We start from the raw sequence: 24,250 nt of genomic DNA, 5'->3' as shown, positions 1-24,250 counted from the left end.
AGTGCTTATGACAAATATTGAAAAGTATAATAAGGTGTTTATTGAATCCTTTGCGATCACAGAATCCGACCTTAAAAGTCTGGAGTATCAATCCATCGAACAATGGGACAGTGTCGGGCACATGAGCCTGATAGCCGGGCTTGAAGATGAATTTGAGATTATGATGGATACGGATGATATTATAGACTTCAGTTCCTACGTAAAGGGCAAAAAAATCCTGGCAAAATATGATCTGGAATTTTGAAACATTCGGCAGCAATCCTGCGGTTATAAACCAGAACGGTACAACCGTCAGCTATGCCGATCTTCTGTTTGCATCAGACAGGGTGGCACAGCATATTCCCGGGCGATGCCTGGTCTTTAATCTATGCGCTAATGAGACAGGCTCCCTTCTGGGCTATGTGTCGTTTTTAAATAACAGAATCGTCCCTTTTCTGGTTGAGGCTGGCCTGGATTCGGCCCTGTTGGCCTCGCTGTTGGACACCTATCGGCCTGATTTTATATGGTGCCCGTCACGGATGGCATCCGGGTTCAAATCGTTTCGGCCGATCTATCATGATTTCGCCTATTCTTTGTTGAAAACGCCGTACAATAATGAATATCCGTTATATGAGCACCTGGCCCTGCTGCTGACCACATCCGGATCAACAGGCAGCCCCAAGCTGGTGCGTTTAAGTTATGAAAATATTCAATCCAACACTTCTTCCATTGCCCGGTATCTGAATTTATCCAAAACCCAGCGCCCCATTACGACTCTGCCTATGAGTTATACCTACGGGCTTTCCATCATCAACGCCCATCTTTATGTGGGCGCAGCCGTGATTCTTACGGATAAGACATTGATGCAGAAAGCGTTCTGGCAGCAGTTGAAAGCGTTTGAGGCAACCTCTTTCGGCGGTGTTCCCTACACCTATGAGATGCTTGATAAGCTAAGGTTTTTCAGAATGGATCTGCCTGCGTTGCAAACCATGACCCAGGCAGGGGGAAAGCTGTCCCCTGAACTGCATAAAAAGTTTGCAGAATATGCGCTTGCAAACGGCAAGAATTTTATCGTGATGTACGGACAAACAGAGGCCACGGCCAGAATGGCCTATCTGCCCGGGGAGAAAACCCTTGAAAAATGCGGCAGTATGGGCATTGTCATTCCCGGCGGCTGCTTTTCCCTCATTGAGGATGACGGGAAAGAGATTGATGGCCCTGATATGGCCGGCGAACTGGTGTACAAGGGGAAAAATGTCAGCCTCGGGTATGCCCGGTGCGGTGAAGACTTGAGTTTGGGTGACGAGCGAAACGGTGTCCTTGTTACCGGAGATATTGCAAAGCGGGATGCTGACGGATACTATTATGTCGTGGGCAGAAAAAAACGATTTTTAAAGATTTTCGGCACCCGTATCAACCTGGATGAGGTTGAAAGGATGATGAAAACGGCATTCCCGGACGTCGACAGTGCATGCGCGGGCAAAGATGATCTCATGTTTGTTTTTTTAACAGATGACACGCTGCATGATTCTGTGAGGCGCTTTTTAGCGCAAAAAACAGGATTGCATTTTTCTGCGTTTAGGTGTCAGGCTGTGTCACAGATCCCTAAAACCGATGCGGGAAAGACCCTGTATAAAGATTTGGCCCGGTACTATGAGGCCTGATCCGTATTTCATAGATAAAATTTAATCGTGTGGCGAATTATGGACTACCTGTATATTTTCGGATGTATTTTTTTTACCTGCTACGGGCAGATTGTTCTCAAATGGCGGATGGCTCTTCATGGGGCAATGCCTGAAAATCATCTTGATAAAATTGCCTGGCTGATAAAAACCCTGTTTACCGATCCGTTTATTCTGTCAGGTATGGGCAGCGCTTTTGTCGCCAGCCTGTTCTGGATGGCTGTAGTTACAAAGTTTGATTTAAGCTATGCGTATCCGTTTATGAGCGCTTCGTTCGTACTGGTGTTTTTTTTGTCCATAATATTATTCAAGGAACCCTTTTCTTTATATAAACTGTTGGGGTTGCTGTTTATTGTCATGGGGATTGTTATAACAAGCAGGGCACCGTATTAGGAATAAAGGAGAGGAATATCTTGAACGAGTTTATCCCTTACAACAGGCCTTTCATTGCCGGTAAAGAACTCTATAATATTGCCCAGGCTGTTATCAAACATTCCCATCTGGCAGGGGACGGATATTTCACAAAGCAATGCCAGGACTGGCTGCGGAGCCGCCTGGGAAGTCCGGCCCTTCTGACCCATTCCTGCACGGCCGCCCTTGAGATGGCAGCCATCCTTGCCGACATTGGCCCCGGGGATGAGGTGATCATGCCGTCCTATACCTTTGTTTCAACGGCCAATGCATTTGTGCTGCGGGGCGGTGTGCCTGTGTTTGTGGATATCCGGCCCGATACGCTTAATATTGATGAAGCATTGATAGAACCGGCAATAACGGACAGGACAAAGGCCATCGTACCGGTGCATTATGCAGGTGTGCCCTGTGCCATGGATATGATCATGGATATTGCAGGCAGGCATGGGCTCATGGTTATCGAAGATGCGGCCCAGGCCCTGCTTTCTTCGGACAGCGGCCGGTTTCTGGGCACCATCGGGGATATGGGCACCTTAAGTTTCCATGAAACTAAAAACATTATCAGCGGCGAGGGCGGGGCCCTTTTGATTAACAACCCGGATCTGCTGGACCGGGCCCATATTATCTGGGAAAAAGGTACCAACCGGCGCCAGTTTTTCCAGGGTCAGGTGGATAAATATACCTGGGTGGATATAGGATCCTCTTTTCTGCCGTCGGATATGACAGCGGCATTTTTGTATGCCCAGCTTGAGCAGGCTGAAACCATTATTCAAAAAAGACGGGAGATCTGCGACCATTACCGGGCAAGGCTGGTTTCTCTGGAAGAAAAGGGCCTTATCCGCCTGGCCCACGGGGAATCCGCAGCCGGTAGCCACAACGGGCATATATTTTATATTGTCACCGGGGAATTGGAAGAACGGTCCAGATTAATAACCTGTCTTAGAAATGAAAATATTCATGCTGTATTTCACTATATTCCTCTGCATTCATCCCCTGCCGGAAAGAAGTTCGGCAGGGTTGCCGGGGATCTGAAACATACACAAAATTTAAGCGAAAGGGTGCTGCGGCTGCCCCTGTATTACGAAATGAGCCTGGATGATGTGGACAGGGTGGCAGATGTTATCAGCTCATTTTATAGCCGTGGATAGTTCTTCGCACAATTTTATCCTTATTCGTCAGGTGTTTGAATCTTAACCCGGGCTTCACACAAAACCGTTACCAGTTATGCATGCCGAGGTAAGAAACTACCGGTGATACGGCAGGTTAATTTGTATTAATTAACAATAATATCAAGTAGTTCATGTCGCACCCTCTCCAGGGTTTTGTTGGGCTGATCGTTTAGCCAGCCATTTTTTTAATGATAAATTGCTTTCCCCAGATGCTTTCCCAGCTAACAGTCCCTCAACACTAATATCTTCGTCAATATCTTCCCAGTGTATCCCTTCACCCCGGCCAATTATGCGCCAGTTATCCCGTTCTTTCTGATCAGCGTATACTAACCTCGGAAACCAGGCTAATGGGACTGAGATGCTGCGTCCATCGCTTAAATCAATATTTAATAGCTCTGGTGTTACGATAACATCTTGTGCATATGGCACTTCAATTTCAATTGTTAAAGTACTCATTCCAAGCCTCTATAATTTGTTCTTGATTATCCTGAACTTTTTTCTGAAGATCATTAATTTCTCTTGCTCTAAATCCGCCACTCTTTTGAAGTCTTACCGGATCAAGCCAAAATTTTGCAACATTATCTTCTTTTTCGACGTGAATGTGTACCGGCTCATCTCGATCTCCAGAGTAAAAGAAAAATCGGTAAGCTCCTATTTTGAAAACGGTTGGCATTTTAACGCTTTCAACTGGTTTGTATTATTCCAAGTTTTTTATTTTACCTTACTGTTTATACTGTAAGTTTGCAACAAGTAGTGCGCCCATGAGGTTTGGGAACCCAGCAATAATATCATCTGTCGCCCAGGCATAGTTAAACGCGGCATTGAGTAACAGAAGCAGTGGGGTAAAAACCGTTCTAATTTTTATGGTTAAAAATTCCCTGACAGACCTTAACCGATTGCAATCATTGATTGCAATCGATGATAAATGAAATTATTATCAAGGCATGAACACAAAACACCGAAAAATACAGGCAGCTATTTTTCAAGATCCAATAAATAGCAATTTGGAATGGAAAAAAATAGAGTCTTTGTTTGTTGCCGTGGGATGCCGGGTAATAGAGGGCACCGGTTCAAGTGTTACATTCGAAAAAGATGGCGTGAGAGCCTGTTTTCATAGGCCTCACCCCGAAAAAGAGGCCCTGAAATACCGGATTAAAGCAGCCCGTGAATTTTTGATCAAAATAGGAGCGACCCCATGAACGGAATGAAGTATAAAGGCTATTATGCCAGGATTGATTTTGACCCGGACGATAAGATTTTTGTTGGCCGGGTTGTTGGTATTAACGACGTGGTTTGCTTCCATGGGGAAACGGTGCCAGAGCTTGAAGCGGCTTTTGCCGAGTCGATAAATGACTATGTTTCGGCTTGTGAAAAATTAGGGCAAAAACCCAATAAAACATATTCTGGAAATCTTATGTTGAGGATACCGGCGGATATTCATGCTGCGGTGGCGACCGCAGCAGAAATAAATGGTCAAAGCATTAATCAATGGGTTGCCAGGGTGCTTGAGGCGGCTGTCCACGCGCATTGAAACGGGAGGGCTCAGGATAATCGCATATAAAAAAATCAGAGGCAGACATTCATGATCTATCTTGATTTGATAATGAATCTGGCAATGCTGGTATCAATAACAATTATCTCAGGATTTATTGATAAATACAGAGACCGCCATACCATGGCAGGTCTGCTTATGCAAGGGGGGCTCTTTGGCGCCGGCTCAGTTATCGGGATGCTACGACCGCTCAACCTTGGGCCTGGCCTGATCTTTGATGGCAGATCAATCATGATAAGTCTCTGTGCGCTGTTTTTCGGGCCGTGGGCTGCTACATTTGCCTGTGTTATAACAACAGCCTGTCGCGTCTGGATAGGGGGCTCTGGTGCGGTTACAGGTTCACTTGTCATCCTCTCCTCTGCGGCAATTGGACTGTTTGAGCACGTCAGGCTCAGATCAGCGGCTGCGCCACCATCTGCGTTGAGGCTCTACATTTTTGGTATTGCAGTTCATCTTGCCATGCTCTGCCTGATGTTAACGCTGCCAGAAGGGGCTGGGGTGGCGGTTGTAGCGCGTATCGGGCTACCTGTACTGCTCATGTACCCTCTTGCAACAATTCTTGCGGGTAAAATTCTGTCAGATCAGGTGGCTGCTGCCAGAACCATGGCTGACCTGCAACAGGCAAGAGAGAATCTGGAGAAACATCAAAACTACTCTCAGAGTCTGATGCAGATCCGACTGACTCTGCTGGAGTATGTGGCAGACCACACCCTGGATCAATTTCTGACAAAAGCCCTTGATGAAACATGTGAATTTGTTGATAGTCCCATTGGGCTCTATCACTGTGTTGAGGAGGATCAGAAGAGCCTCTCCTTGCAGCAGTGGTCAACGAGCACGCTCAAAAAATTCTGTCAGGCAGAGGGAAAAGGGCTGCACTATGGTATTGATAAGGCTGGTGTCTGGGTGGATTGTATCCACCAGAGAAGAGCGGTTATACACAACGATTACGAGTCTCTGCCACACAAAAAGGGGATGCCCCAAGGTCACGTAAAGGTGATCCGAGAGCTTGTGGTGCCAATTATCCATGCAGATAAAATTGTTGCCATACTTGGCGTCGGGAACAAACCTGCGGACTATACAGAGAGGGATGTGGAGACTGTAAGCTATCTGGCAGATGTCATCTGGCAGATCGTTGAAAAAAAACGGAGTGAAGAGGCGTTACAGAAGAGTGAAGCAAAATACAGAAATCTCTTTGAGAATGCACCGGTCGGCATTTTTACCACCACATCAAAAGGAGAAACACTCTCTGTTAATCTTGCCATGGCCAATATCCTTGGATTCAGTTCACCTCAGGAGACAATATCACATTACAGCTCTCTTCAGAGACACCTTTATGTAAATCCGGATAGGCGCAAAGAGTTTCTCAGAGCGCTTCATGAAAGAGGGAAGGTTGAGAATTTTGAATATCAGGCATATACAGCAGACAACAGGAAACTGTGGCTCAGAATGAATGCCAGAATTTCTCAACAGAACCAGACAAGCGTTCAACAGGAGACAGCGCTTCAGGAACAGGAGATAAATTCTCGGCAGAGCGGGGATAACTTCTTCATTATAGAAGGATTCACAACTGACATAACTGACCAGAAGAGGGTTGAAGAGCAGTTCCGTCAGGCTCAGAAGATGGAATCCGTTGGACGCCTTGCAGGTGGCGTGGCTCACGACTACAACAATATGCTCAGCGTTATTCTAGGCTATACAGAACTTGCCCTGGAAGAGGTTGGACTATCTGACCATCTTTATGACCATCTTCAGCAGATTCTGAAGGCAGGAAGACGTTCTGCTGATATCACACGGCAACTGCTGGCCTTTGCCAGAAAGCAGACTATTGCTCCACGGGTGCTGGCTTTAAACAGCACTGTTGAAGGAATGCTCAAGATGATCCGGCGTCTTATAGGAGAGGATATTGACCTTGCATGGCTGCCAGATGGCCAACACCTGTGGCCAGTAGAGATAGACCCATCACAGCTTGATCAGATTCTGGCAAACCTGTGTGTAAATGCCCGTGATGCCATTCATGGCGTCGGCAGAATAACCATTGAAACAGGCATGGTGACATTTGACAAAGCGTATTGCAACGACCATATAGGCTTTATTCCCGGTAATTTCCTCCTGCTGGCTGTAAGTGATGATGGGTGCGGTATGGATAAAGAGACCTTAGATAAACTTTTTGAACCCTTCTTTACAACAAAAGAGGTAGGCAGAGGCACTGGCCTTGGGTTAGCCACAGTTTATGGTATAGTCAAACAGAATAGCGGTTTCATAAATGTTTACAGCGAGCTGGGCAAGGGGACAACCTTCAGAATCTATCTTCCGCGCCACAAGGGAGAGAGCGTCACCCTTCTTAAAGAACACAAGGAGAAAATTCAGTTCGGCCATGGAGAGACCCTGCTTCTGGTGGAGGATGAACCTTCAATACTGCAATTGGGCCAGAATATGCTTCAACATCTGGGATATATCGTACTTACAGCAAACACAACGAGCCAAGCGCTTGAACTTGCCCACGCTCATGCCAGCGAAATACGTCTTCTAATCACAGATGTTGTTATGCCGGAGATGAACGGCAGGGCGTTGTCAGAACAGGTTATTCAGATAAACCCTGATCTGAAAATTCTCTTCATGTCTGGTTACACGGCAAATGTTATTGCCCATCACGGTGTACTGGATCAAGATGTTCTATTTATCCAGAAGCCTTTTTCCATCAAGGAGCTTGCAGCTAAGGTGCATGAAGCATTGACAATGGCGTAGAACCGCATCTTGCTGTTCCAGCAAGGATTTGATGGATTCCAGCAAAACATCCATATACCCCCCCCATGGGCCGCAAGCCCACAACGAACAATGAAACTAAAGACGCCAACAATGCGGGTCTAAAATGGGCGCTCCAGGCGCTTCGCCCTCTTGTTTCCAGTATCTTGTCTCCAGGTTCTTATAAATTGACATTTCAGGGGTCGAATTGTACAATTCGCTGGTATAAAAATTCAAGGAGGCACAAACATGCAAACCGTTGCCGTAAGTGAATTAAGAGCCAATATGATGAACATTATAAAAAAAATTGAAAGCGGGGCAAGTATTCAAATAAGCTCCCGGGGAAAAGTGGTTGCCAAACTCGTACCTCCTGATCGCAGCAGGGAGTCAGCGAGAAACAAACTGGCCGAGATTGGAAAAAATGCCGTGATACATGATGTTGTTTCTCCTGTTGATGTTGATTAGTGCCACTTCTATATTACAAACACACCATTGATAACAGCCGATAAAAATTTAAGCACATCGGAAAAAATTAAAACTATATGGTAGAAACAGAATTTAAAGAACACTCATGATTCTGCCCCTTAAAGATATTATTGATCTTGATTTCCTTCTAAGCCTGGATGAGGGTCCGGAGAATGTCGATACAGACGCCATTGTGTCCCGGGACAGGGATATCTTCCGCCAGCTTAAAGATGGCGACCGTCTGGATGATGCCGGGCTGATTGCAGGATGGCTGGAATACCGGCGCCTGTTGTTTTTTCATGAGACCGGAAGCGGCGGACCCGGAGCTAAGCTTCCAGGTGCGTTATTTGAGTCTTTTTATGCCTGGACTGCCAGGGGGATGTTTGCCTGCGGCCTGGCTGCCGGAGGCATGGGGGCGTATTCGTTTCTGGCTTACCATGGCAGCCGGCCCGTGAATGTGACCTTGTTTATTGCAGTGTTTGTTTTGTTTCCGGCATTGCTTTGCCTGGCTGCTGCACTGGTGGGGGGCCATCAGTTCCGGTCAGGCCCTGCCGGGTCGGGCTGGGCCGGTGTGATGCATCGGCTGTCCATGCGTCTGTTCATTGATAAGTTTATGGGACGGCTGCAAAAATGGGCTGCACCTGTTCAAAAGCATTTCCCTAAATTTTCAAAGGATGCCGGTGATCTGCTGCATCTGGATACCCGGCCTTTTCGAAGTATTTTGTTCTGGCCGGTGTTCATTGTGCTCTCTCTGGGCGCGCTGGGATTTTCAACCGGTGCGCTTGGCGGTACGTTTTTCAGAATTATAGTTACGGATATGGCCTTTGGGTGGCAGTCCACGCTTTTGACTTCCGGGGAGAGTGTACACCGCCTGGTGAGCTGGATGGCATTGCCCTGGTCCTGGGCCATGCCTGATATTTTTGTACCTACCCTTGAACAGATAGAAGGCAGCCGGATTGTGCTCAAGGAAGGTATTGCCGGACTGGCCAACGAACATCTGGCTGCCTGGTGGCCGTTTCTGTGCATGGGGATGCTGGTGTATGCCCTTATGCCACGAATTATTCTGGTGGGGTTTGCCCATGCTGCCAGGACAATGGCCCTTGCCCGGTTTGATCTGTCCAGGCCCGGGTACCAGCGTCTGCTTATGCGGATGCGTACCCCCCGCATGGGTATGAACATCAAAGAGACCGGGGGCTCCCGGGCGGAATTCAGAGCGCCCTTGCCCAGGCCGGAACCCGCGCCTGGGGTAGAAAAAAATGAAAGATTGGTTGTTATGCCTCAACCCGGTGCGGTTTTAAACACGCCTGAATCTGAGCCTGAACCCCGGCCTCCGGTTGTACCGGATGAATCCCGTGTCAATAATAATACGCCCGGGGCCCTTGTGCTTGGATCGGCCCGGGGCTTTGGGGAAAATGATATGAAACAGATCCGGGCCGGTCTGGAACAGCAGTTTGGTATCCATGTTGCCGCCACCGTTGGCATCCACTTTGATTTTGATGCAGACCAGGATCAGATAGCAGCCCAGGTCAAGGATTTGGGCCGGGGACCTCTGATCGTTCTCCAGGAGGTCTGGCAGCCGCCCATCCGTGGGCTGCTTTATTATTTTGTTCAAATTCGGCAGATTTTTTCTGATTCTCCCCTGTGGATTGTAATGATTCAGACCATGGACCAGGGTGAAAAAAACGTGGTGCCTTCTGATGTGAATTTCCAGGTGTGGAAGAGTGCCGTAAATCAGCTCAACGATCCCCAGATACTCATTGAGCGGTGGGTGTCGCCATGATGGCGTTGCCTGAATTTGCCGTTCTGGGGCACCCCAATGAGGGCAAGTCCTCGGTGGTGTCCACCCTGACCGAAGACGACCGTATCCAGGTCAGCCCGGTGCCCGGTGAAACAAGGGTTTCCAAGTCCTATTCCGTTACCATGGATGACAAGGAGATCATCCGGTTTGTGGATACCCCGGGGTTCCAAGTGCCCCGGCAGACCCTGGCCTGGTTCAGAAAGAATCCCGGCCCCGACATTGCAGCCCGGTTCATTGCCGAACATGAAAAAGACCCGTTCTTTGCCGACGAGTGCGAACTGTTGACACCGGTGGCCAATGGGGCAGGCATTATTTATGTGGTGGACGGGTCCCGGCCCGTAAGGGAAGATGACCTGGCTGAAATGGAGATTCTGCGGCTCACGGGACGGCCCAGGATGGCTGTAATCAATGCAAAATCCCATACCCGGGATAATACAGAGGTATGGAAGGAAGAGTTCCGCAAATTTTTCAACGTGATCCGGATCTTTAATTCCAACCAGGCCGATTTTTATGAGCGAATCCGGCTTATGGAAAGCCTTAAAGCTATTGACCAGGACATTGAACCTTTGATGGAAGGCGTGATCCAGGCCTTTACCGTGGAGTGGGAAAAGCGCAACCGTATGGCCTGCGCCTATATTGTCCACGGCATGGAACAGGGTTTGACCTTTTCTTTGGCCCGCAGGCTGAAAGCCGACATGGATCCCGTGGCCCTCAAGGAAGACCTTACCCGGGAATACCAGGAAAAAATTCGGGGTATTGAACACAAAATGTTTGGCCATATCCGCTCATTGTTCCGCCATCATCTCTATGATTATCCATTGCCTGCCTGTTCCATTCTCAGGCATGACCTGTTTTCAGACCAGACCTGGGAGATGCTGGGCCTGACCCGGGCCCAGGCTGCCACCGCCGGTGCTGTGCTGGGAGGAACTCTTGGGGCTGTGCTGGATACGGCGGCGGCCGGACTGACCTTTGGGATTTTTACGGCCATTGGGTCTGCCGTGGGTGCAGGCTCCGCTTTTGTGGGTATCCGGCGTCTGGCCAATGCGTCATCGGGTTTTGGGGGTGATCGGGTCCAGGTGGGCCCCAATGAAAATATCCAGTTTTTGTATATTCTTCTGGACCGGGCGTTGCTTTACTACACCCATATGAGTCGGCGGGCCCATGGCAGGCGTGATGTCCCTGAAACGGAATCCCAGCTTGTTTCCAAACGGGAAAAGGCCGGTATATCCACCTTGTTGACAGCAAAGCAGCACCGGGTTTGCGTGGAATTTTTCAAAGCCTGCCGGAAAAAGAATTCTATGTCCGGTAAAAAAAATTCGCCGTCCTTTGCCCTGCTGGTGGCGTCTTTGCTGGAAGATATCCTTAAAAGGAATATCAATCCCTGATAATTCAGCAATTATAATCGACTGGCACCCGCCCGACCGCTTTACAGAGCGACATTCCCACGGATCTCAGTAGGTGATCCAGACAGATAGATTTCTTTTTTTGGGCATAAGCATCTTCCTATTTTCTGGTATTTTTCAGCTATAGTATCTTTTCATAGCCGAAAAAAGCCAGTCTCCGGCACGACCCAAAGGACGATCCTTGGATTGGTTTGCGTCCCGCAGATAGGTCATCCTTTATTAAGTGCTCGGGCAGAAGTCCCCAGCCCATCCCCTGGAGTAGGAGATCCCTGATCAAATATTCGTTTTCCACCCACCAAACCCTGCTACTGAACACTGGGAGCTGCGTTTCCTGTTCCCCTCCCCTAGAAGTCACCTCTATTTGTAGAACCAAGTCAAGGGCAGAAATGTCTAATCCGGCCTTTCCCAGACCATATGTGGGGTGGGCCACCGGAATAAAATTCATCTTTCCAACAATTTGAAAATCCGACCGGGACTTCCATCGGTCCAAAAGGAGTTCTGTGGGCATCATCACGCCAAAATCAATCCGGTCGCAATCAATCATATCCCAGACATCATTAAGAGAGCCCGAAAGAATTTCCAGCTCGGTCTCAGGAAACTGGGCTTTAAAGCGCTTGAGCAACATGCCATCCTTAAAGGCGATGTTCGGGAGGGATTCAGAGACAGCCAAGCGGACCCGGCTCTCCATGGTTTCGGACAACACCGCCGCTTTGATTTGCATGGACCGACAACGGGATAATATAATTTCAGCGTCTCTTAGAAACAACTCTCCGGTCAGGGTCAGCACGGGATATTTTTTTGCCCGGTCAAAGAGTTCCAGCCCCAAATCAATCTCCAAATTGGAAATCGCCGTACTCACGGCAGACTGAGCTTTGCCCAGCTTTCTGGCAGCAGCCGAAAAAGAACCTGTTTCAGCACTTGCCAAAAAGGCTTTCAATTGATCCAAGGTAAAATCCATGGAACAAACCTATCAATAATTTAGATAGATCTCAACTTTATTCCATCTATCACCAATGATAATTAAACGTTGTTTCTAATTTTAGTAGTTGAAAGAATGTACTGGATATGAACAAAAAAACTGAAATGAGATCCGGTTTGGATAGACTTCGCCATTCCATTATTTATGAAGGCGTTTTTCTATTTCTCACCGTATTGATCCTCAAGGATATCCTCAATCAGCCTGCCGCCCACATAGGCAGTTTTGGAATCATCATGTCACTCATGGCCATGATTTGGAACTTTTTTTACAATTACGCCTTTGATCATGTCCTGATCTTTTTCAAACACCCCCTTTATCCCAGGGGATTTAAGCTGAGAATTTGTCATTCAGTGTATTTTGAGGTGGGATTCATGCTGGCATCAGTCCCTTTTACGATGATTTGGATGCGTTTTTCTTTTATCCAAGCGCTTACCATGGATATTGTCTTTACCATGGCGGCTCTAATCTACACGTTGATTTTCAATTATGCTTACGACGTTATCTTTCCAGTGCCCCCAGCCGTTCCAGACTGAGCGCCAGGAAGGAATAACAAACGTAGCCAACACCACGAATAATATGTGTTACAGCGTTCAAGTACAGATAACCCACATTGAGCAGGTGATTTTTTTAAAAAAATAATTTACAGGTGCTCACCCGCTAATACTTTGATTATGAAACGGCTCATAGGATAATTAGCATTTTTTCTTTTTCAAAGTATTACCGGGTGAGCACCAAATTAATTATCTGTTCTTGAAAAAAGTTAAAAATCCGTGCAATGAGCCGGCTCCTTGGATTTACCTTGGGGGATTTTATGCCACGGAAATTCTATAATTCAATCCAGCGTCAATAAAAGAATCCTGAACAGCCAGCTGGACCCACATTTTTTCCGATTGCCCTAACTGTTTAGCAATCTTGGCTGCCCGGCGAACGGTGGGAATAGTACGCCCTTTTTCTAAATCACAGAGACTTGAAGATGATATACCCAAAGCGTGTGCTAGTTCCGTCTGGGTCATTTCTTCGCCTTTCCGGTATGCCCAAATGGCACGACCAAAAGTGACAGGTCCATATTCTTTTTTCAATTTTTCGGAAAGTGTTTCTTTAATATTCATGTTTATTTACCTCTATGACTTCAACAATTATATTATCTTCATGTTCAACGTATATTGCTCTGTAGGTTTTTGATAATCTTATCGATCTTTGACCAGACCTTTGTCCCCTCAACGGCTCATCATGATATCCCTGAACGGTTCTTGTACTTCCAATTCCGTTTGACTCAACATCCTGAACCCAGATCTGAAAATTAATTCTTATGTAAGCCGGGATCTTCTTTAACTGTTTTTCAGCTTTTCTATGTAAAATAACCAAATTCATAACAATAATTTACGTTGAACTAACGTAAGAGTCAAATATAAAAAATGGAACGGATTTCACGCTCCTTTTTTTGTCAAAAAACAGAGAAATAAAGAAAAAAGCGTTTCCGTTAAATTTCCAGAAACGCCTGATAGCCTTGATTTTGCTGGAGCCGGCGCGCGGATTCGAACCGCGGGCTTTCTCATTACGAGTGAGATACTCTACCAACTGAGTTACGCCGGCTATTTATTAAGAGTTAACTATATAACAGGGACTTCCATGCTTTTCAATAAAAAATATATCCCGCAAAATGGCGCAAAACAGTTTCTTTTCCCTGCATATGCGGGAAAGATGCGGAAAAAAGAATAAAATTCTCGCTACTTAAAGATCCACAGGGTGATTTATGAAAACAATATCTGAGTTGAAATTGTTGATTAAGGATGGAATGAAACTTCGGTCTGATTCTGATGAGATTACAATACGGAGATTTCCCAATAATATAATCATGATGCACGGGAAATCCATTTCCTGGATCTATTTTCAGGATTTGTTAACAATATGAATATTGTTTATCATTTCAGATAGATAGCATTTACATCAAAATAAGCCCCCCCAAAAAAAACACAACATGAGCCTTAAATTATTCCAAGCCGCTGCAATTATGGATTTGCCGGCAAAATCTTATCCAGATCCAGATTATTCCGCTTAAGCTTGTTGTTCAACGTTGTTCTTGTAATGTTAAGAATCCTGGCCGCTTCGGTTTTGTTGCCCTTTGTCTGCCGAAGCGTCTCAATCAGGGCAATGCTTTCGATTTCATCCAGGGTTTTCCCTCCCCCGGAAAGCGGGTGCCGTACCAGGTTTTCCGGTTCATAATCCTTGATCACATTTGAGGGCAGATCTTTTTCACAGATATACTGCCCCAGACACAGGATAATAGCGCGTTCAATGATGTTTTCAAGTTCGCGTACATTGCCCGGCCAGCGGTATTTGACCAGGGCATCCATGGCCATGGGGGTAAACCCTTTAATGATTTTTTTGTTCTCTTTTGTGTACTTGTTTAAAAATTTCTGGGCAAGCAAAGGGATGTCATCTGCTCTGTCCCGCAATGGGGGCACTTTGACATTAATGACATTGAGCCGGTAAAACAGATCCTGCCGGAAAGCTCCCTTTTCCACCTCTTTTTCCAAATTTTTGTTGGTGGCCACAATCACACGCACGTCAATGCTTTTAATCTTATCAGAGCCCACTTTCTGGATCTCTTTCTCCTGGAGAACCCTGAGCAGTTTTACCTGCATGGATAAGGGGATTTCGCCGATTTCATCAAGAAAAATCGTGCCCTTGTCCGCAGATATAAAAAGGCCGTCCCTGGGTTTGTCCGCCCCGGTGAACGCCCCCTTTTCATGGCCGAACAATTCAGATTCCAGCAGGGTCTCACTTAACGCGGCACAATTCACCGAGATCAACGGGTGTTCTTTTCGTTTGCTGTTTTTGTGAATGGCCTTTGCCAACAGCTCCTTACCGGTACCGCTCTCCCCGGAAATCAAAATGGTGGCATCGGTGGGGGCTGCAATTTTAGCCGTGTCAATGACCTCTTTGATGGCCGGACTTGTACCGATAATTCCGGAAAAGTCCCCATCGCCCAGCAGTTGTGCCTTAAGCTGGCTGTTTTCCAGGGATAATTGCAGATGTTTTGTTACCCGTTCTATGGAGAGTTTGAGCTCCTCAAAATTCAAGGGTTTGGTCAGATAATCATCCGCCCCCAGCCGCATGGCCTCAACCGCTTTATCCACCGAAGAGTATGCTGTCATGATAATAACCGGTATGGCGGGGTTGATGTGCTTTATCTCTTTGAGTGCCTCCATACCGCCCACATTGGCCATCCTGACATCCATGAGAACAAGGTCATAGGGGGTTTCTTGTACTTGCCGGATGGCATCGGCACCGTCTTTGACACATTCAATGGCGTAAGAAAGACTTTTTAAAAGGGTTTCAAGCATTGACAGATGGGCTGCGTCATCATCAACAATCAGTAATCGACCTTTCATATCAGCTCCTCTTTATTCTGACCCGGTTTGTTTTGTTCCAGGGGGATTGAAATCACAAATGTGGTGCCCTTGTTTTTCAGGCTTTCAATGGTGATGGTCCCGCCATGGCTTTCGATGATTTTAAAGGCAATGGCAAGGCCAAGGCCTGTGCCGCGTTTTTTAGTTGTAAAGTAAGGATTGAATATATTGTCCTGGTCCTGGGGCGATATGCCGCTGCCCGTATCCAGGATTTCAAACTGCAGCCTGTTCTCCATGGCCTTAACGTTGACGGTTAACGTGCCACCCGACGGCATGGCCTGGATGGCATTTATAAAAATATTGAGCAGCACCTGGGTCAGCCGGTCTTTATCCACCTCAACTTCGGGCAGATCCGGTTCAACGGAACTGATAATCTTTATACCTGCCGGATCTGCTTCATATTTTATCAGCCGCAATGCCTTGTCCACCAGTTCAAAAATTCTGGTTTTCTTTAATTCCAGTTGAATGGGCCGGGCAAACTCAAGCAGCTCTGAAATGACCCGGTTCACCCGGTCAACCTCTTCAGCCATGATGTTGGCGGCTTTTTTATTATCGCTTTGCGGGTCAAACAGGCTGCTGAAATAGGTGGCGTAACCTTTTATGGAGCTCAGGGGATTTCTGACTTCATGGGCCACACCGGCAGCAAGGATACCCACAGCCGCAAGCTTTTCTTTCTGTTTGATCTCAAGTTCCAGGGCCCTGATCCGGCTTAAATCTTTAAGAATAAAAACATGGCCGATGAAATTGCCCTGGGCACCGACAATTTTTGTAATGGTTACAGTGACCGGAATTGCCCGGCCTGTGTGCTGGGACGGCAGTTTCAATTCCTGTTCTGAAACAAAACCGCCTTTATCCACCTGGTCAAGCCGTGTCAGCAAAAAAGGCGGCAGCACCTGGGCAGCTTTTTTACCTTTTATCTGGCCAAGTTCTTTTCCCAAAAGGATGGCGGCGGTCTCATTGACATAGATGATTTTTGCGGCATCATCCACCGCCACAATCCCCATGGGCAGGCTTGTTACCAATTCTGTGGCAAATGCCCGTGTATCCAGAAGAAGCCTGCGGGAACGGGCATGATTCTGGGCCCAGAACAGGGAAACAATGCCGCCCAGCCCCAAAAATAAAATCAGTACAATGCTTGTGATGCTGTTCTGTATATCTTCCTTCCGGGCGTGTTCAAAGGGTGCAATATCCATCCCGATGAATATGGCCGGCCGGTTTTCAGGGTCTAAAAGTCGCTGCCGGGACAGACCTTTTATCCAGCCTGCCGCACACTGATGGGAATCGCCCATATGGCCTCCCATCATATGTCTCCTTAACCCTTTGCCCTGCCCCCGGCCTTTTAATGCCGGCAGAAAGGTTTTATAAACTTCAAAATAGTCTTTTGAGCCCTGGCCCTTGACTGTGCGCCATTGGGGGTGATCAGAGGGCTGGGCATCGGCTTTGGAAAGGGGAGGCGTAAACGGGGTTCCTATTTTATCCTTTTGATTATGTGCAAGAACAATCCCTGATTGATCCGCGATGATGATATAGGAGATGTCCTCCTGGGCCGCGGTTTCCTCCATTAAGGTCTGAAGATGCGCCTCACTTCCCATCCGGCCCATCATCCCGGTGATGGTTCCCGCCTCAAAGGAGCGAATCAGTGCCGCGCCTTTTTCCGAAAGGATCTGTCCCATATATTTTTTTTCACGGTTATAGTTCATGGCGGCTTGGGTGACCACCACCCCCACAAGGACAACACTGATTCCAATGATCACCCAGGGTGATATGGACCGGTTTAAATAGAGTGCTTTGTTATCTGACATCATAATCATCTTCTGCTGACTGATTAAATTTTAATCACTGGCATCCGGCAAGGTGATTAAAATTTAATCATGACATCTCCTTTTTACAATGGATAAAAATAGATTAAAATAAAAATCTTTTAATTACAATATGTTATATTTTTAAAACCCGTCTGGCATACCGGTTGCAATATCCAGTCCATGAAAGCCATGAAGTTCGAATGGTGTACGCGGTTTAAAAACTAAAATTTTATCATCAGTTAATTAAAAGGAGTTTATCATGAAAAAAACGATCACAGCAGTCACAGCAATTTTTATCGTGGGATTTTTTGCAGTCAGTGCATATGCCTGGGGATGCGGTTACGGATCCGGAACAGGTATGCGCGGATATGGAAAACAATTTAATAATCAGTCCGCGGGCAGCCCCGCAATCAATCAGGAAGACTTGGACGCATTTTTCAAAGATACCCAGGCCCTTCGGGCATCAATCTCCGCCGACCGGGCTGAGTTGAATGCATTGATGGCAGGCACAAACCCTGATCCCAAAAAAGCCAGGGCCCTGTCCGAAAATATCAGCAAAACCCAGAATGAGCTGAGAGCCAAAGCCCGGCAGTACAATATTTCAGGTCCCATGGATGGCCAGGGATACGGTCCGGGGGGCGGGTATTGCGGCGGCCAGTACCGCAATCAATCTGCCAGATGCTGGTAGACCCTGTCTGTGAAAAAAAAGGGAGGCTGATCGTTTGATCAGCCTCCCTTTTTCATGGGAATTGATTTCAGAGACTGAACATCTACTGAACACTTAGGGAACCAGAACCCGTTCCAGTCGTTCCACCATGAAATCCATCTCCTCGTCATTGATGACCAGGGGCGGAGAGATACGAATGGTGTGGCCGTGGCTGTCATTGACAATAAGCCCTTCCTTCATCAGTTTGCGGCAGAACTCCATGGCATTGGCGTCTTTCACTTCAATGCCGATGAAAAGACCCAGGCCCCGGACCTCCTTGACATGGGGAGAGCGTCTGCCAATATCTTCAATGCGTTTTTTTAAACGTGCGCCCTTTTCTGCGGACTGTTCATCCAGTTTTTCTTCCTGGAATACCTTCAGGGCTGCGATACCGGCTACACAGGCCAGGGGGTAGCCACCGAATGTGGAACCGTCAGACCCCTTGGAAAAAATCATATCCATGATTCCGGCGTTGGTCATGAACACGGACAAGGGCACCAGGCCGCCGGAAAGGGCTTTGCCCAGGATTAAGCCGTCAGGTACAATGCCTTCATGCTCAAAGCAGAACCGTTTACCCGTGCGGCCCATGCCCACCTGGATCTCATCACAAACCAGGAACAGGTTGTTTTCATCAGCCAGGGCCCTCAATCCTTTGAGAAACCCTTTGGGCGGAATCACCATACCGCCTTCTCCCTGCAGCGGTTCCACAAGAATACCGCAGGTGTTGGGGGTAACTGCTTTTTTAACCGCGTCCAGATCCCCGAAGGGCACAGAGACAAAGCCCGGTGTTAAAGGAGCAAATCCTTCTCTGTATTTTTTGCTGGAAGAAAAGGAGACCACAGAAATGGACCGGCCATGAAAATTGTTGTTAAATACAATAATTTCCTGGTTGCCGTCTTGAATTCCTTTTTGTTTGAATCCATAGTAACGCATGGCTTTTATTGCCGTTTCAACGGATTCCACACCACCGTTTTTGGCCAGGACCTTGTTGCCGTGCGCTCCGAATCCGGGGGCAAGCTGGGGGGCAAATGCCGCACATTCGGAAAGAAAAATCCCTAAAGGATCAGTGAATACCACATTGGAGATAACCGATGCATAATTGCCGGTGAGTGCGTTGAGCAGCGCATTGGTAATGGTGGGGTGATGGTGCCCCGGATTGGCAGCCGAGTAGGCGGCCAGGCAGTCCAGGTATTTGTTTCCCTTGTCATCGGTGAGCCAGCAGCCTTTGGCGCCTCTGACCACCAGGTTGATCCTGTTATAGTGGTGGGCGCCGAATTTATCTTCCAGATTGAAGATGGAATTGTCGGATTCCGTGGAAAACCCGTTGTAATTATGTATTTTCCTCATACTTGTCATGGGAAGCACCTCTCTGTGGTAAAAATGATGCGGAAAACTATTCAGTTTCTGTCAACGAAGGAATCGGGCAAAAGGGCTGCTTTTCTAGAAAATTATTTAATTGAGACGATAAATGTATGAACCCCCTCAATATTCTTTTGGGGCTCAAATTTCAAAATTTCCTGTGTTGTACGATTTTTAAGAAGCTGACGAATTCTTATCTTGGGAACACGCTGTCCGGCCGGGCCTGTTTTTGTCATTGCAATGGTGATTTTATTTTTGTCCTTGCAAAGCCCACCTATCACGACCCCGGACCAACTCGCTGTGACCGGCTGCTGGGGGACATCGTTAACCGTAACCTGAGCCTGGTAACCATAGCTGAATACATCAAGCAAAGCTGTTGAATACGGCGTCTGGACCAGGGCCGGGGCTGGTTTTATATTTCCGTCCATGGCACAGTCCGGTCGCAGGTCTGACAGATAAAATTGTGTTTTCCGGCCATCATCCTGATACATTGGCTTGTCGCAATTCATGGTAGCGTCCACTTTCCACCCCGACTCCTTTACAAATTTAATGGCGCTGAACGTCACTTTGGATTTGCCGTCAGCGTCTTTTTCTCCTGAATCCCCGGCATATACAAGGCCTGCGGTATCTCCTTTCTCAAGCACCCGGACAAATTCCATTTTGGAAATATCAGGGCTGTATTTTGCAAAACTTTTTATGATTTCAGGGGTTAAAACCCGCTGGGCAGAAACCAGTCTGTTTTTCAAGGCGCAAAGGCTGTAGGAAGACATTGTTTTTTCAAGTTCCGATTCATCTCCTGATCTGCTGGCCTGAAGATAGGCATGCCAGGCATTTTCCAGAGTGGGCTGCAAAGACTGGGCAAAAGCGCCGTCAGAGGTCAGAACCAAAAAGCCTGTAAAAATTACAAAAAAAAGCGTGTTTATCCGTAACGCCATGTTTTGAATCCTCCATTTCCAAGGGTTATTTGTATCAAAATTTTTTTTGAGACCAAATCCATCGATCATCAATTCTTAGGATAGGCACTCCCTTTTGTCAACAAACGCATTGAAATATTTAGCTCATATATGCATTTGCTGCACTTAATGTAAAAAATACCGGAATGAATGTAAGGCGAAATTGAAGATTAAATGCTCATTTATTGTTTGTTTTTTGGGTTGAATTGATTATAGGTAATAAATCGTAGATCCTCTACCGATTAAAGGAAAAAAATGCCAAAACGGATTTCAGATATCCCGGAACAAGACCGGCCCCGTGAAAAACTTCAGAAAAATGGCGCTGATGCGCTGTCAGATCTGGAGTTATTGTCAATTCTGATTGGTTCCGGCACATCAAAAAGCCACGTAACCGCCATAGCAAAAAAAATCGTAAGTGTGATTGATGAAAAAGGAATCCGGCTTGCCGTAAATGATTTGACAAAGGTGAATGGCATCGGGATGGCCAGGGCATCAACCATAATTGCCGCGTTTGAATTTGTCAGAAGAAGAATAAAACCGGAAGGGTTAAAAATAAAAAAACCGGTAGATGTGCTGCAACTTATTCAACATTACGCGGACCGGCCCCAGGAACATTTTATTGCCATTTCTGTAAATGGCGCCAATGAAGTGATGAATATACGGGTAGTTACCATTGGATTGGTAAATCAAAGCCAGGTTCACCCCAGAGAAATTTTCGCGGATATTATTACAGATAGGGCCTCTGCCCTGATCATCGCCCATAACCATCCCTCCGGAAATTTAGCCCCAAGCCGGAATGATATTTTAGTCACTGATAAAATCAAATCAGCCGGTCAAATACTTGGCATCAATTTGCTGGATCACATTATTTTCGGGAAAAAGGGATACTATTCATTTCTTGAACAAAAGCAATTGTAATCGTTGCTTTTTACAGCAGTCCCGGCAAAAAGGTAATAATCCAGGGAAAAACCATGAGCAAAACAATGCAGATCAGGTAGGCCGGCAGAAAAAAAGTAACCCCTTTAAATACTTCATTCAAGGTGCTGCCCTTGGCCATGCCTGCCACCACATAGGTGGTGGCACCCACGGGCGGGGTGACTGCGCCAAGGGTCGTGACCACGGTGATGAGAACCGCAAACCAGATGGGGTCGCAGCCCATCTGGGCGGCCACGGGGAAGAAGATGGGAATGGTGATGAGCAAAAGGGCCAGGGCATCCATGATGGCCCCGCCAATGGCGTACATGCCGAAAATTACGGCCAGGATTACGGGGTCGGGGACGTTCAGGTCCGCCACCCACGAAGCCATGTTAAACGGAATACGGGTGATCGTTAAAAATTTGCCCAGGATCATGGCCCCTGCGATAAGCATGATGACCATGCAGGAAACCCGCAGGGTATCCATGGTGGCCTTTTTGAAATTTTCCCAGGAGAGCGTCCGCTGGACCAGGCTGATGACCACGGCGAAAAAGGCCCCTGCCCCGCCGGCCTCGGATGGGGTGAAGTATCCGGCATACAGCCCGGTCATGATCAGAAAAAACAGAATCAGCATCTCAGTGGCACCGGACAGCGATTTAATGCGTTCGCTGAAATTGGCCCGGGGGCCGGCCGGTCCCCATTCGGGGTTCAGGCGGCAGACCACATAAACCGTGAGCAGCATCAGTAGGCACAAAAGAAGGCCGGCTCCGATACCGCCGTAAAAAAGCCGTGCAATGGACTGTTCCGTGGAAAGGCCGATGATGATCAGCACCACGGACGGCGGGATCACAACCCCCAGGGTAGAGCCGCAGGCAATGGACCCGCAGGAGAGCATGGGCTTATACCTGAAATTGGACATCTGGGGAAATGCCACCGTGGTCATGGTGGCAGCGGTGGCGGTATTGGATCCGCAGATGGCGGCAAATGCAGCGCAGGCCATGATGGTGGCCATGGCAATGCCGCCCCGGATATGGCCGACCCATTTATATGCGGCCTTGTAAAGGCGTTCGTTGACCCCGGAATAAAAGGCAATCTGCCCCATAAATACAAACAAAGGGATCACGGTGAGTCCGTACTTGGAAAACACCGACCAGATCTCCTGGCTGACCATGTTTACTCCGGCATTGAGATTCAGGATATATGAAAAGCCGCCAAAGCCCACCAGGGCCATGGCAAAGCTCACAGGCATGCCGAACACGAACAGCAGCAGCAGCAGGATGGCAATCCCGAGGATGCCCACCAAAGTCAGGCTCATTTGGCACCTTTTAGAAAAAACAGTTTGAGCAGATCAATAAAGAGCATGGCAGCCAGCAGAAAACAGCCGAATGCAACGACAAAGGCAAAGGGGTAATAGGCCATTCTAAGGGTTTCCGATACCTCGCCTGTTTCAAGAAGGGTCATGCCCCGAAGGCACACAAACCAGGCCGCCACAAGGAAAAAAACTGAGCACATCGCGGTGTTCACGGCAAAAACAGCCTTTTTGACGGCCCGGGGAAACCGGCTGATCAAAATGTCCACATGGATGTGCTCTCTTTTTTTCTGGGTAAAGCCCATGGCAAGGGCCGTGATTACGGCCCCTGCAAATCCCATGATTTCATAGGTGCCCCGGATGGGCACCCAGACCCTGCGCAGCACAATATTGCCCATGGTCAAAAGGATCATGACCCCAAGGATGATCCCGGCGATGATCCCGGCCCACCGGTTAAGGATGTCGCTTATTTTTTCAATGGTTTCCATGAGCGTCTGACTATTTTGCGGTGCGTTTTAAAACAAGTGTTTTAATATCTTTTACAATCTGGTCTCCGGGCAGGCCTTTTTCCTTGGCTGTTTTGATCCAGTTTTCCGTAATGGGGGCCAGTTGCGCATTCCATTCAGCCTTTTTTTCAGGTGACAGCGTAATCACCTCAACCTGATGTTCTTTCTTTGACCAGGCAATGGAATCGCTGACATGCTGGTCCATGTATTCGCCGGTCCAGGCAGACTGCTCCTCTATCATGCTGTCCATGACCTGTTTTACATGGCCGGGCAGATTGTCCCAGGTGCCTTTGTTCATGATTACAGCAAAGGGATAGATCACGGTGTCGGTGATGGTGATGTATTTGCAGATTTCAGCAAATTTGAGATCCTTCATGACCTCCAAAGAGGAAAAAAGCCCCTTGACCACACCTTTTTGCAGGGCTTCGGGGGTGTCGGACATGGGCATACCCACCTGATTGGCGCCCCAGGCTTTAAGAATCTGGGCAGCGCCGCCGGAGGCACGCAGGTCCAGCCCCTTGAGGTCGGAAAGCTCGGCCACCGGTGCCTTGGACATGATGTTGGCCGGTGCTGTGACAAACATGGTTAAAACCTTGACCTTGTCAAAGGCCTTGGGCTGGTATTTGTTGTACAGGTCCAAAAGCACCAGGCTGCCGGTTTTGGCATCGGGAATGTCCAGGGGCAGACTTGTGGCATTGGTCACGGTGAAACGGCCAGGCTGGTAGGCCATGCAGATGCAGCCGATGTCGGCCTGGCCATTGATGACCCCGTCCATCATGTCTTTGGCGCCCAAAAGCGTGCCCCCGGGAAAGGTATGGATCTGTACGGCGCCGTCCGTGCGTTTTTCAATTTGTTCTTTCCATCGTTCCATCTGCACGCAGGGAAAGGTGGGGGCCGGGGGGAAATTGGCATAGTTCAGGCTGACTTTTTTGGCCTGAACCGTTCCAGGGACTGTTCCGGAAACAAGGGCAACGGCTGCCAGAACACAGAAAAATAATGATACCTGTTTCATTTTAACTCCTTTGTCTTTCCCCGCAGGGAGTAACTTTAAAGTATAGGAATTTCCATTTCCTAACACCGAAAACTTAACACCCGCCCCAAGGGCGA

25 protein-coding genes and 1 tRNA gene are annotated in these 24,250 nt (G+C 47.7%); 13 read left to right on the top strand and 13 right to left on the bottom strand.

Annotation, left to right across the window (positions count from 1 at the left end):
* Positions 1-7: 7 nt before the first annotated feature.
* Genes Q366_RS00760 through rffA form a run of 4 tightly spaced genes read left to right on the top strand, consistent with a single transcriptional unit; the run spans position 8 to position 3,220 of the window.
* Complete coding sequence (locus tag Q366_RS00760) at positions 8-244, top strand: hypothetical protein (protein WP_035235440.1); 237 nt, start codon at positions 8-10, stop codon at positions 242-244.
* Positions 228-1,643: an AMP-binding protein gene (locus Q366_RS00755; protein WP_035235437.1), complete on the top strand. Its 1,416-nt coding sequence runs from the start codon at positions 228-230 to the stop codon at positions 1,641-1,643. The genes Q366_RS00760 and Q366_RS00755 overlap by 17 nt, the downstream gene beginning before the upstream one ends.
* A 39-nt stretch (positions 1,644-1,682) precedes the next feature.
* On the top strand, positions 1,683-2,054 hold the full coding sequence (locus Q366_RS00750; RefSeq protein ID WP_035235434.1) for an EamA family transporter: 372 nt from the start codon (positions 1,683-1,685) through the stop codon (positions 2,052-2,054).
* 20 nt (positions 2,055-2,074) lie between these two features.
* Complete coding sequence (rffA, locus tag Q366_RS00745) at positions 2,075-3,220, top strand: dTDP-4-amino-4,6-dideoxygalactose transaminase (protein WP_035235432.1); 1,146 nt, start codon at positions 2,075-2,077, stop codon at positions 3,218-3,220.
* 150 nt (positions 3,221-3,370) lie between these two features.
* On the opposite strand, the gene Q366_RS00740 is transcribed toward rffA, so the two are convergent.
* Positions 3,371-3,697 (bottom strand): DUF2442 domain-containing protein, encoded by a 327-nt coding sequence (locus tag Q366_RS00740; protein WP_035235429.1) that lies wholly within the window; start codon positions 3,695-3,697, stop codon positions 3,371-3,373.
* Complete coding sequence (locus tag Q366_RS00735) at positions 3,678-3,914, bottom strand: DUF4160 domain-containing protein (protein WP_035235426.1); 237 nt, start codon at positions 3,912-3,914, stop codon at positions 3,678-3,680. The genes Q366_RS00740 and Q366_RS00735 overlap by 20 nt, the downstream gene beginning before the upstream one ends.
* A gap of 271 nt (positions 3,915-4,185) precedes the next feature.
* Here Q366_RS00735 and Q366_RS00730 point away from each other — a divergent pair, with 271 nt between their 5' ends.
* The 6 genes from Q366_RS00730 to Q366_RS00705 all read left to right on the top strand — a co-directional run bounded on the left by Q366_RS00730 (position 4,186) and on the right by Q366_RS00705 (position 11,183).
* Complete coding sequence (locus tag Q366_RS00730) at positions 4,186-4,440, top strand: type II toxin-antitoxin system HicA family toxin (RefSeq protein WP_035235423.1); 255 nt, start codon at positions 4,186-4,188, stop codon at positions 4,438-4,440.
* Complete coding sequence (locus Q366_RS00725) at positions 4,437-4,772, top strand: type II toxin-antitoxin system HicB family antitoxin (protein ID WP_035235421.1); 336 nt, start codon at positions 4,437-4,439, stop codon at positions 4,770-4,772. The genes Q366_RS00730 and Q366_RS00725 overlap by 4 nt, the downstream gene beginning before the upstream one ends.
* Positions 4,773-4,823: 51 nt before the next feature.
* A complete protein-coding gene (locus Q366_RS19945; protein ID WP_051957735.1) occupies positions 4,824-7,538 on the top strand; it encodes a GAF domain-containing protein in 2,715 nt (904 codons plus the stop codon).
* 246 nt (positions 7,539-7,784) lie between these two features.
* Complete coding sequence (locus Q366_RS00715; protein ID WP_035235419.1) at positions 7,785-8,000, top strand: type II toxin-antitoxin system Phd/YefM family antitoxin; 216 nt, start codon at positions 7,785-7,787, stop codon at positions 7,998-8,000.
* Between the two features lie 106 nt (positions 8,001-8,106).
* A complete protein-coding gene (locus Q366_RS00710) occupies positions 8,107-9,780 on the top strand; it encodes a DUF2868 domain-containing protein (RefSeq protein WP_035235416.1) in 1,674 nt (557 codons plus the stop codon).
* Positions 9,777-11,183, top strand: a complete 1,407-nt coding sequence (locus tag Q366_RS00705) for a DUF3482 domain-containing protein (RefSeq protein WP_035235413.1) — start codon at positions 9,777-9,779, stop codon at positions 11,181-11,183. The genes Q366_RS00710 and Q366_RS00705 overlap by 4 nt, the downstream gene beginning before the upstream one ends.
* 139 nt (positions 11,184-11,322) lie before the next feature.
* Here the strand turns inward: Q366_RS00705 and Q366_RS00700 are convergent, their stop codons facing one another.
* On the bottom strand, positions 11,323-12,159 hold the full coding sequence (locus tag Q366_RS00700; protein ID WP_051957734.1) for a LysR family transcriptional regulator: 837 nt from the start codon (positions 12,157-12,159) through the stop codon (positions 11,323-11,325).
* Positions 12,160-12,266: 107 nt separating this feature from the next.
* Here Q366_RS00700 and Q366_RS00695 point away from each other — a divergent pair, with 107 nt between their 5' ends.
* Complete coding sequence (locus Q366_RS00695) at positions 12,267-12,713, top strand: PACE efflux transporter (protein ID WP_051957733.1); 447 nt, start codon at positions 12,267-12,269, stop codon at positions 12,711-12,713.
* Between the two features lie 276 nt (positions 12,714-12,989).
* On the opposite strand, the gene Q366_RS00690 is transcribed toward Q366_RS00695, so the two are convergent.
* From Q366_RS00690 to Q366_RS00675, 5 genes are all read right to left on the bottom strand, one after another.
* The gene (locus Q366_RS00690) at positions 12,990-13,289 is read right to left on the bottom strand and encodes a helix-turn-helix transcriptional regulator (protein ID WP_035235410.1); all 300 of its coding nucleotides are present in this window, start codon (positions 13,287-13,289) and stop codon (positions 12,990-12,992) included.
* The gene (locus tag Q366_RS20635; RefSeq protein ID WP_084691643.1) at positions 13,279-13,551 is read right to left on the bottom strand and encodes a type II toxin-antitoxin system RelE family toxin; all 273 of its coding nucleotides are present in this window, start codon (positions 13,549-13,551) and stop codon (positions 13,279-13,281) included. Before Q366_RS20635 ends, Q366_RS00690 begins: the two co-directional genes overlap by 11 nt.
* Before the next feature lie 146 nt (positions 13,552-13,697).
* Positions 13,698-13,773: transfer RNA gene (locus Q366_RS00685), tRNA-Thr, on the bottom strand.
* 416 nt (positions 13,774-14,189) lie between these two features.
* Positions 14,190-15,575 (bottom strand): sigma-54-dependent transcriptional regulator, encoded by a 1,386-nt coding sequence (locus Q366_RS00680; protein ID WP_035235407.1) that lies wholly within the window; start codon positions 15,573-15,575, stop codon positions 14,190-14,192.
* A complete protein-coding gene (locus tag Q366_RS00675; protein WP_169742914.1) occupies positions 15,572-17,398 on the bottom strand; it encodes an ATP-binding protein in 1,827 nt (608 codons plus the stop codon). Before Q366_RS00675 ends, Q366_RS00680 begins: the two co-directional genes overlap by 4 nt.
* Positions 17,399-17,654: 256 nt before the next feature.
* Here Q366_RS00675 and Q366_RS00670 point away from each other — a divergent pair, with 256 nt between their 5' ends.
* On the top strand, positions 17,655-18,083 hold the full coding sequence (locus Q366_RS00670; protein ID WP_051957731.1) for a Spy/CpxP family protein refolding chaperone: 429 nt from the start codon (positions 17,655-17,657) through the stop codon (positions 18,081-18,083).
* Positions 18,084-18,176: 93 nt separating this feature from the next.
* On the opposite strand, the gene Q366_RS00665 is transcribed toward Q366_RS00670, so the two are convergent.
* Entirely contained in the window at positions 18,177-19,448 is a 1,272-nt protein-coding gene (locus tag Q366_RS00665; RefSeq protein WP_245619834.1) for an aspartate aminotransferase family protein, read from the bottom strand.
* Between the two features lie 101 nt (positions 19,449-19,549).
* Positions 19,550-20,395, bottom strand: coding sequence for a hypothetical protein (locus Q366_RS00660; RefSeq protein WP_035235741.1), 846 nt, complete (start codon positions 20,393-20,395; stop codon positions 19,550-19,552).
* A 273-nt stretch (positions 20,396-20,668) separates the two neighbouring features.
* On the opposite strand from Q366_RS00660, the gene radC reads away from it, so the two are divergent.
* On the top strand, positions 20,669-21,331 hold the full coding sequence (gene radC, locus Q366_RS00655; protein ID WP_035235402.1) for a RadC family protein: 663 nt from the start codon (positions 20,669-20,671) through the stop codon (positions 21,329-21,331).
* A 10-nt stretch (positions 21,332-21,341) separates the two neighbouring features.
* Here the strand turns inward: radC and Q366_RS00650 are convergent, their stop codons facing one another.
* From Q366_RS00650 to Q366_RS00640, 3 genes are read right to left on the bottom strand one after another with little or no spacing between them, the layout of a single operon-like run.
* A complete protein-coding gene (locus Q366_RS00650) occupies positions 21,342-22,643 on the bottom strand; it encodes a TRAP transporter large permease (protein WP_035235398.1) in 1,302 nt (433 codons plus the stop codon).
* On the bottom strand, positions 22,640-23,125 hold the full coding sequence (locus Q366_RS00645; RefSeq protein WP_035235395.1) for a TRAP transporter small permease: 486 nt from the start codon (positions 23,123-23,125) through the stop codon (positions 22,640-22,642). Before Q366_RS00645 ends, Q366_RS00650 begins: the two co-directional genes overlap by 4 nt.
* 10 nt (positions 23,126-23,135) lie before the next feature.
* Entirely contained in the window at positions 23,136-24,155 is a 1,020-nt protein-coding gene (locus tag Q366_RS00640; RefSeq protein ID WP_035235392.1) for a TRAP transporter substrate-binding protein, read from the bottom strand.
* Between the last annotated feature and the right edge of the window lie 95 nt (positions 24,156-24,250).

Origin of the sequence: Desulfobacter vibrioformis DSM 8776, assembly GCF_000745975.1 — a bacterium.
Classification (GTDB): Bacteria; Desulfobacterota; Desulfobacteria; order Desulfobacterales; family Desulfobacteraceae; genus Desulfobacter; species Desulfobacter vibrioformis.
This window is presented reverse-complemented; position numbering and strand designations above follow the sequence as displayed.

Coding starts and splice junctions, on each gene's coding strand:
- Q366_RS00645 (WP_035235395.1), bottom strand. CDS start 23,125: ATGGAAACCATTGAAAAAATAAGCGACATCCTTAACCGGTGGGCCGGG.
- Q366_RS00740 (WP_035235429.1), bottom strand. CDS start 3,697: ATGAGTACTTTAACAATTGAAATTGAAGTGCCATATGCACAAGATGTT.
- Q366_RS00700 (WP_051957734.1), bottom strand. CDS start 12,159: ATGGATTTTACCTTGGATCAATTGAAAGCCTTTTTGGCAAGTGCTGAA.
- Q366_RS00710 (WP_035235416.1), top strand. CDS start 8,107: ATGATTCTGCCCCTTAAAGATATTATTGATCTTGATTTCCTTCTAAGC.
- Q366_RS00665 (WP_245619834.1), bottom strand. CDS start 19,448: ATGAGGAAAATACATAATTACAACGGGTTTTCCACGGAATCCGACAAT.
- Q366_RS00750 (WP_035235434.1), top strand. CDS start 1,683: ATGGACTACCTGTATATTTTCGGATGTATTTTTTTTACCTGCTACGGG.
- Q366_RS00755 (WP_035235437.1), top strand. CDS start 228: ATGATCTGGAATTTTGAAACATTCGGCAGCAATCCTGCGGTTATAAAC.
- Q366_RS00730 (WP_035235423.1), top strand. CDS start 4,186: ATGAACACAAAACACCGAAAAATACAGGCAGCTATTTTTCAAGATCCA.
- Q366_RS00735 (WP_035235426.1), bottom strand. CDS start 3,914: ATGCCAACCGTTTTCAAAATAGGAGCTTACCGATTTTTCTTTTACTCT.
- radC (WP_035235402.1), top strand. CDS start 20,669: ATGCCAAAACGGATTTCAGATATCCCGGAACAAGACCGGCCCCGTGAA.
- Q366_RS00760 (WP_035235440.1), top strand. CDS start 8: ATGACAAATATTGAAAAGTATAATAAGGTGTTTATTGAATCCTTTGCG.
- Q366_RS00640 (WP_035235392.1), bottom strand. CDS start 24,155: ATGAAACAGGTATCATTATTTTTCTGTGTTCTGGCAGCCGTTGCCCTT.
- Q366_RS00650 (WP_035235398.1), bottom strand. CDS start 22,643: ATGAGCCTGACTTTGGTGGGCATCCTCGGGATTGCCATCCTGCTGCTG.
- Q366_RS19945 (WP_051957735.1), top strand. CDS start 4,824: ATGATCTATCTTGATTTGATAATGAATCTGGCAATGCTGGTATCAATA.
- Q366_RS00695 (WP_051957733.1), top strand. CDS start 12,267: ATGAACAAAAAAACTGAAATGAGATCCGGTTTGGATAGACTTCGCCAT.
- Q366_RS00660 (WP_035235741.1), bottom strand. CDS start 20,395: ATGGCGTTACGGATAAACACGCTTTTTTTTGTAATTTTTACAGGCTTT.
- Q366_RS00670 (WP_051957731.1), top strand. CDS start 17,655: ATGAAAAAAACGATCACAGCAGTCACAGCAATTTTTATCGTGGGATTT.
- Q366_RS00725 (WP_035235421.1), top strand. CDS start 4,437: ATGAACGGAATGAAGTATAAAGGCTATTATGCCAGGATTGATTTTGAC.
- Q366_RS00690 (WP_035235410.1), bottom strand. CDS start 13,289: ATGAATATTAAAGAAACACTTTCCGAAAAATTGAAAAAAGAATATGGA.
- Q366_RS20635 (WP_084691643.1), bottom strand. CDS start 13,551: ATGAATTTGGTTATTTTACATAGAAAAGCTGAAAAACAGTTAAAGAAG.
- Q366_RS00715 (WP_035235419.1), top strand. CDS start 7,785: ATGCAAACCGTTGCCGTAAGTGAATTAAGAGCCAATATGATGAACATT.
- Q366_RS00705 (WP_035235413.1), top strand. CDS start 9,777: ATGATGGCGTTGCCTGAATTTGCCGTTCTGGGGCACCCCAATGAGGGC.
- Q366_RS00680 (WP_035235407.1), bottom strand. CDS start 15,575: ATGAAAGGTCGATTACTGATTGTTGATGATGACGCAGCCCATCTGTCA.
- Q366_RS00675 (WP_169742914.1), bottom strand. CDS start 17,398: ATGATGTCAGATAACAAAGCACTCTATTTAAACCGGTCCATATCACCC.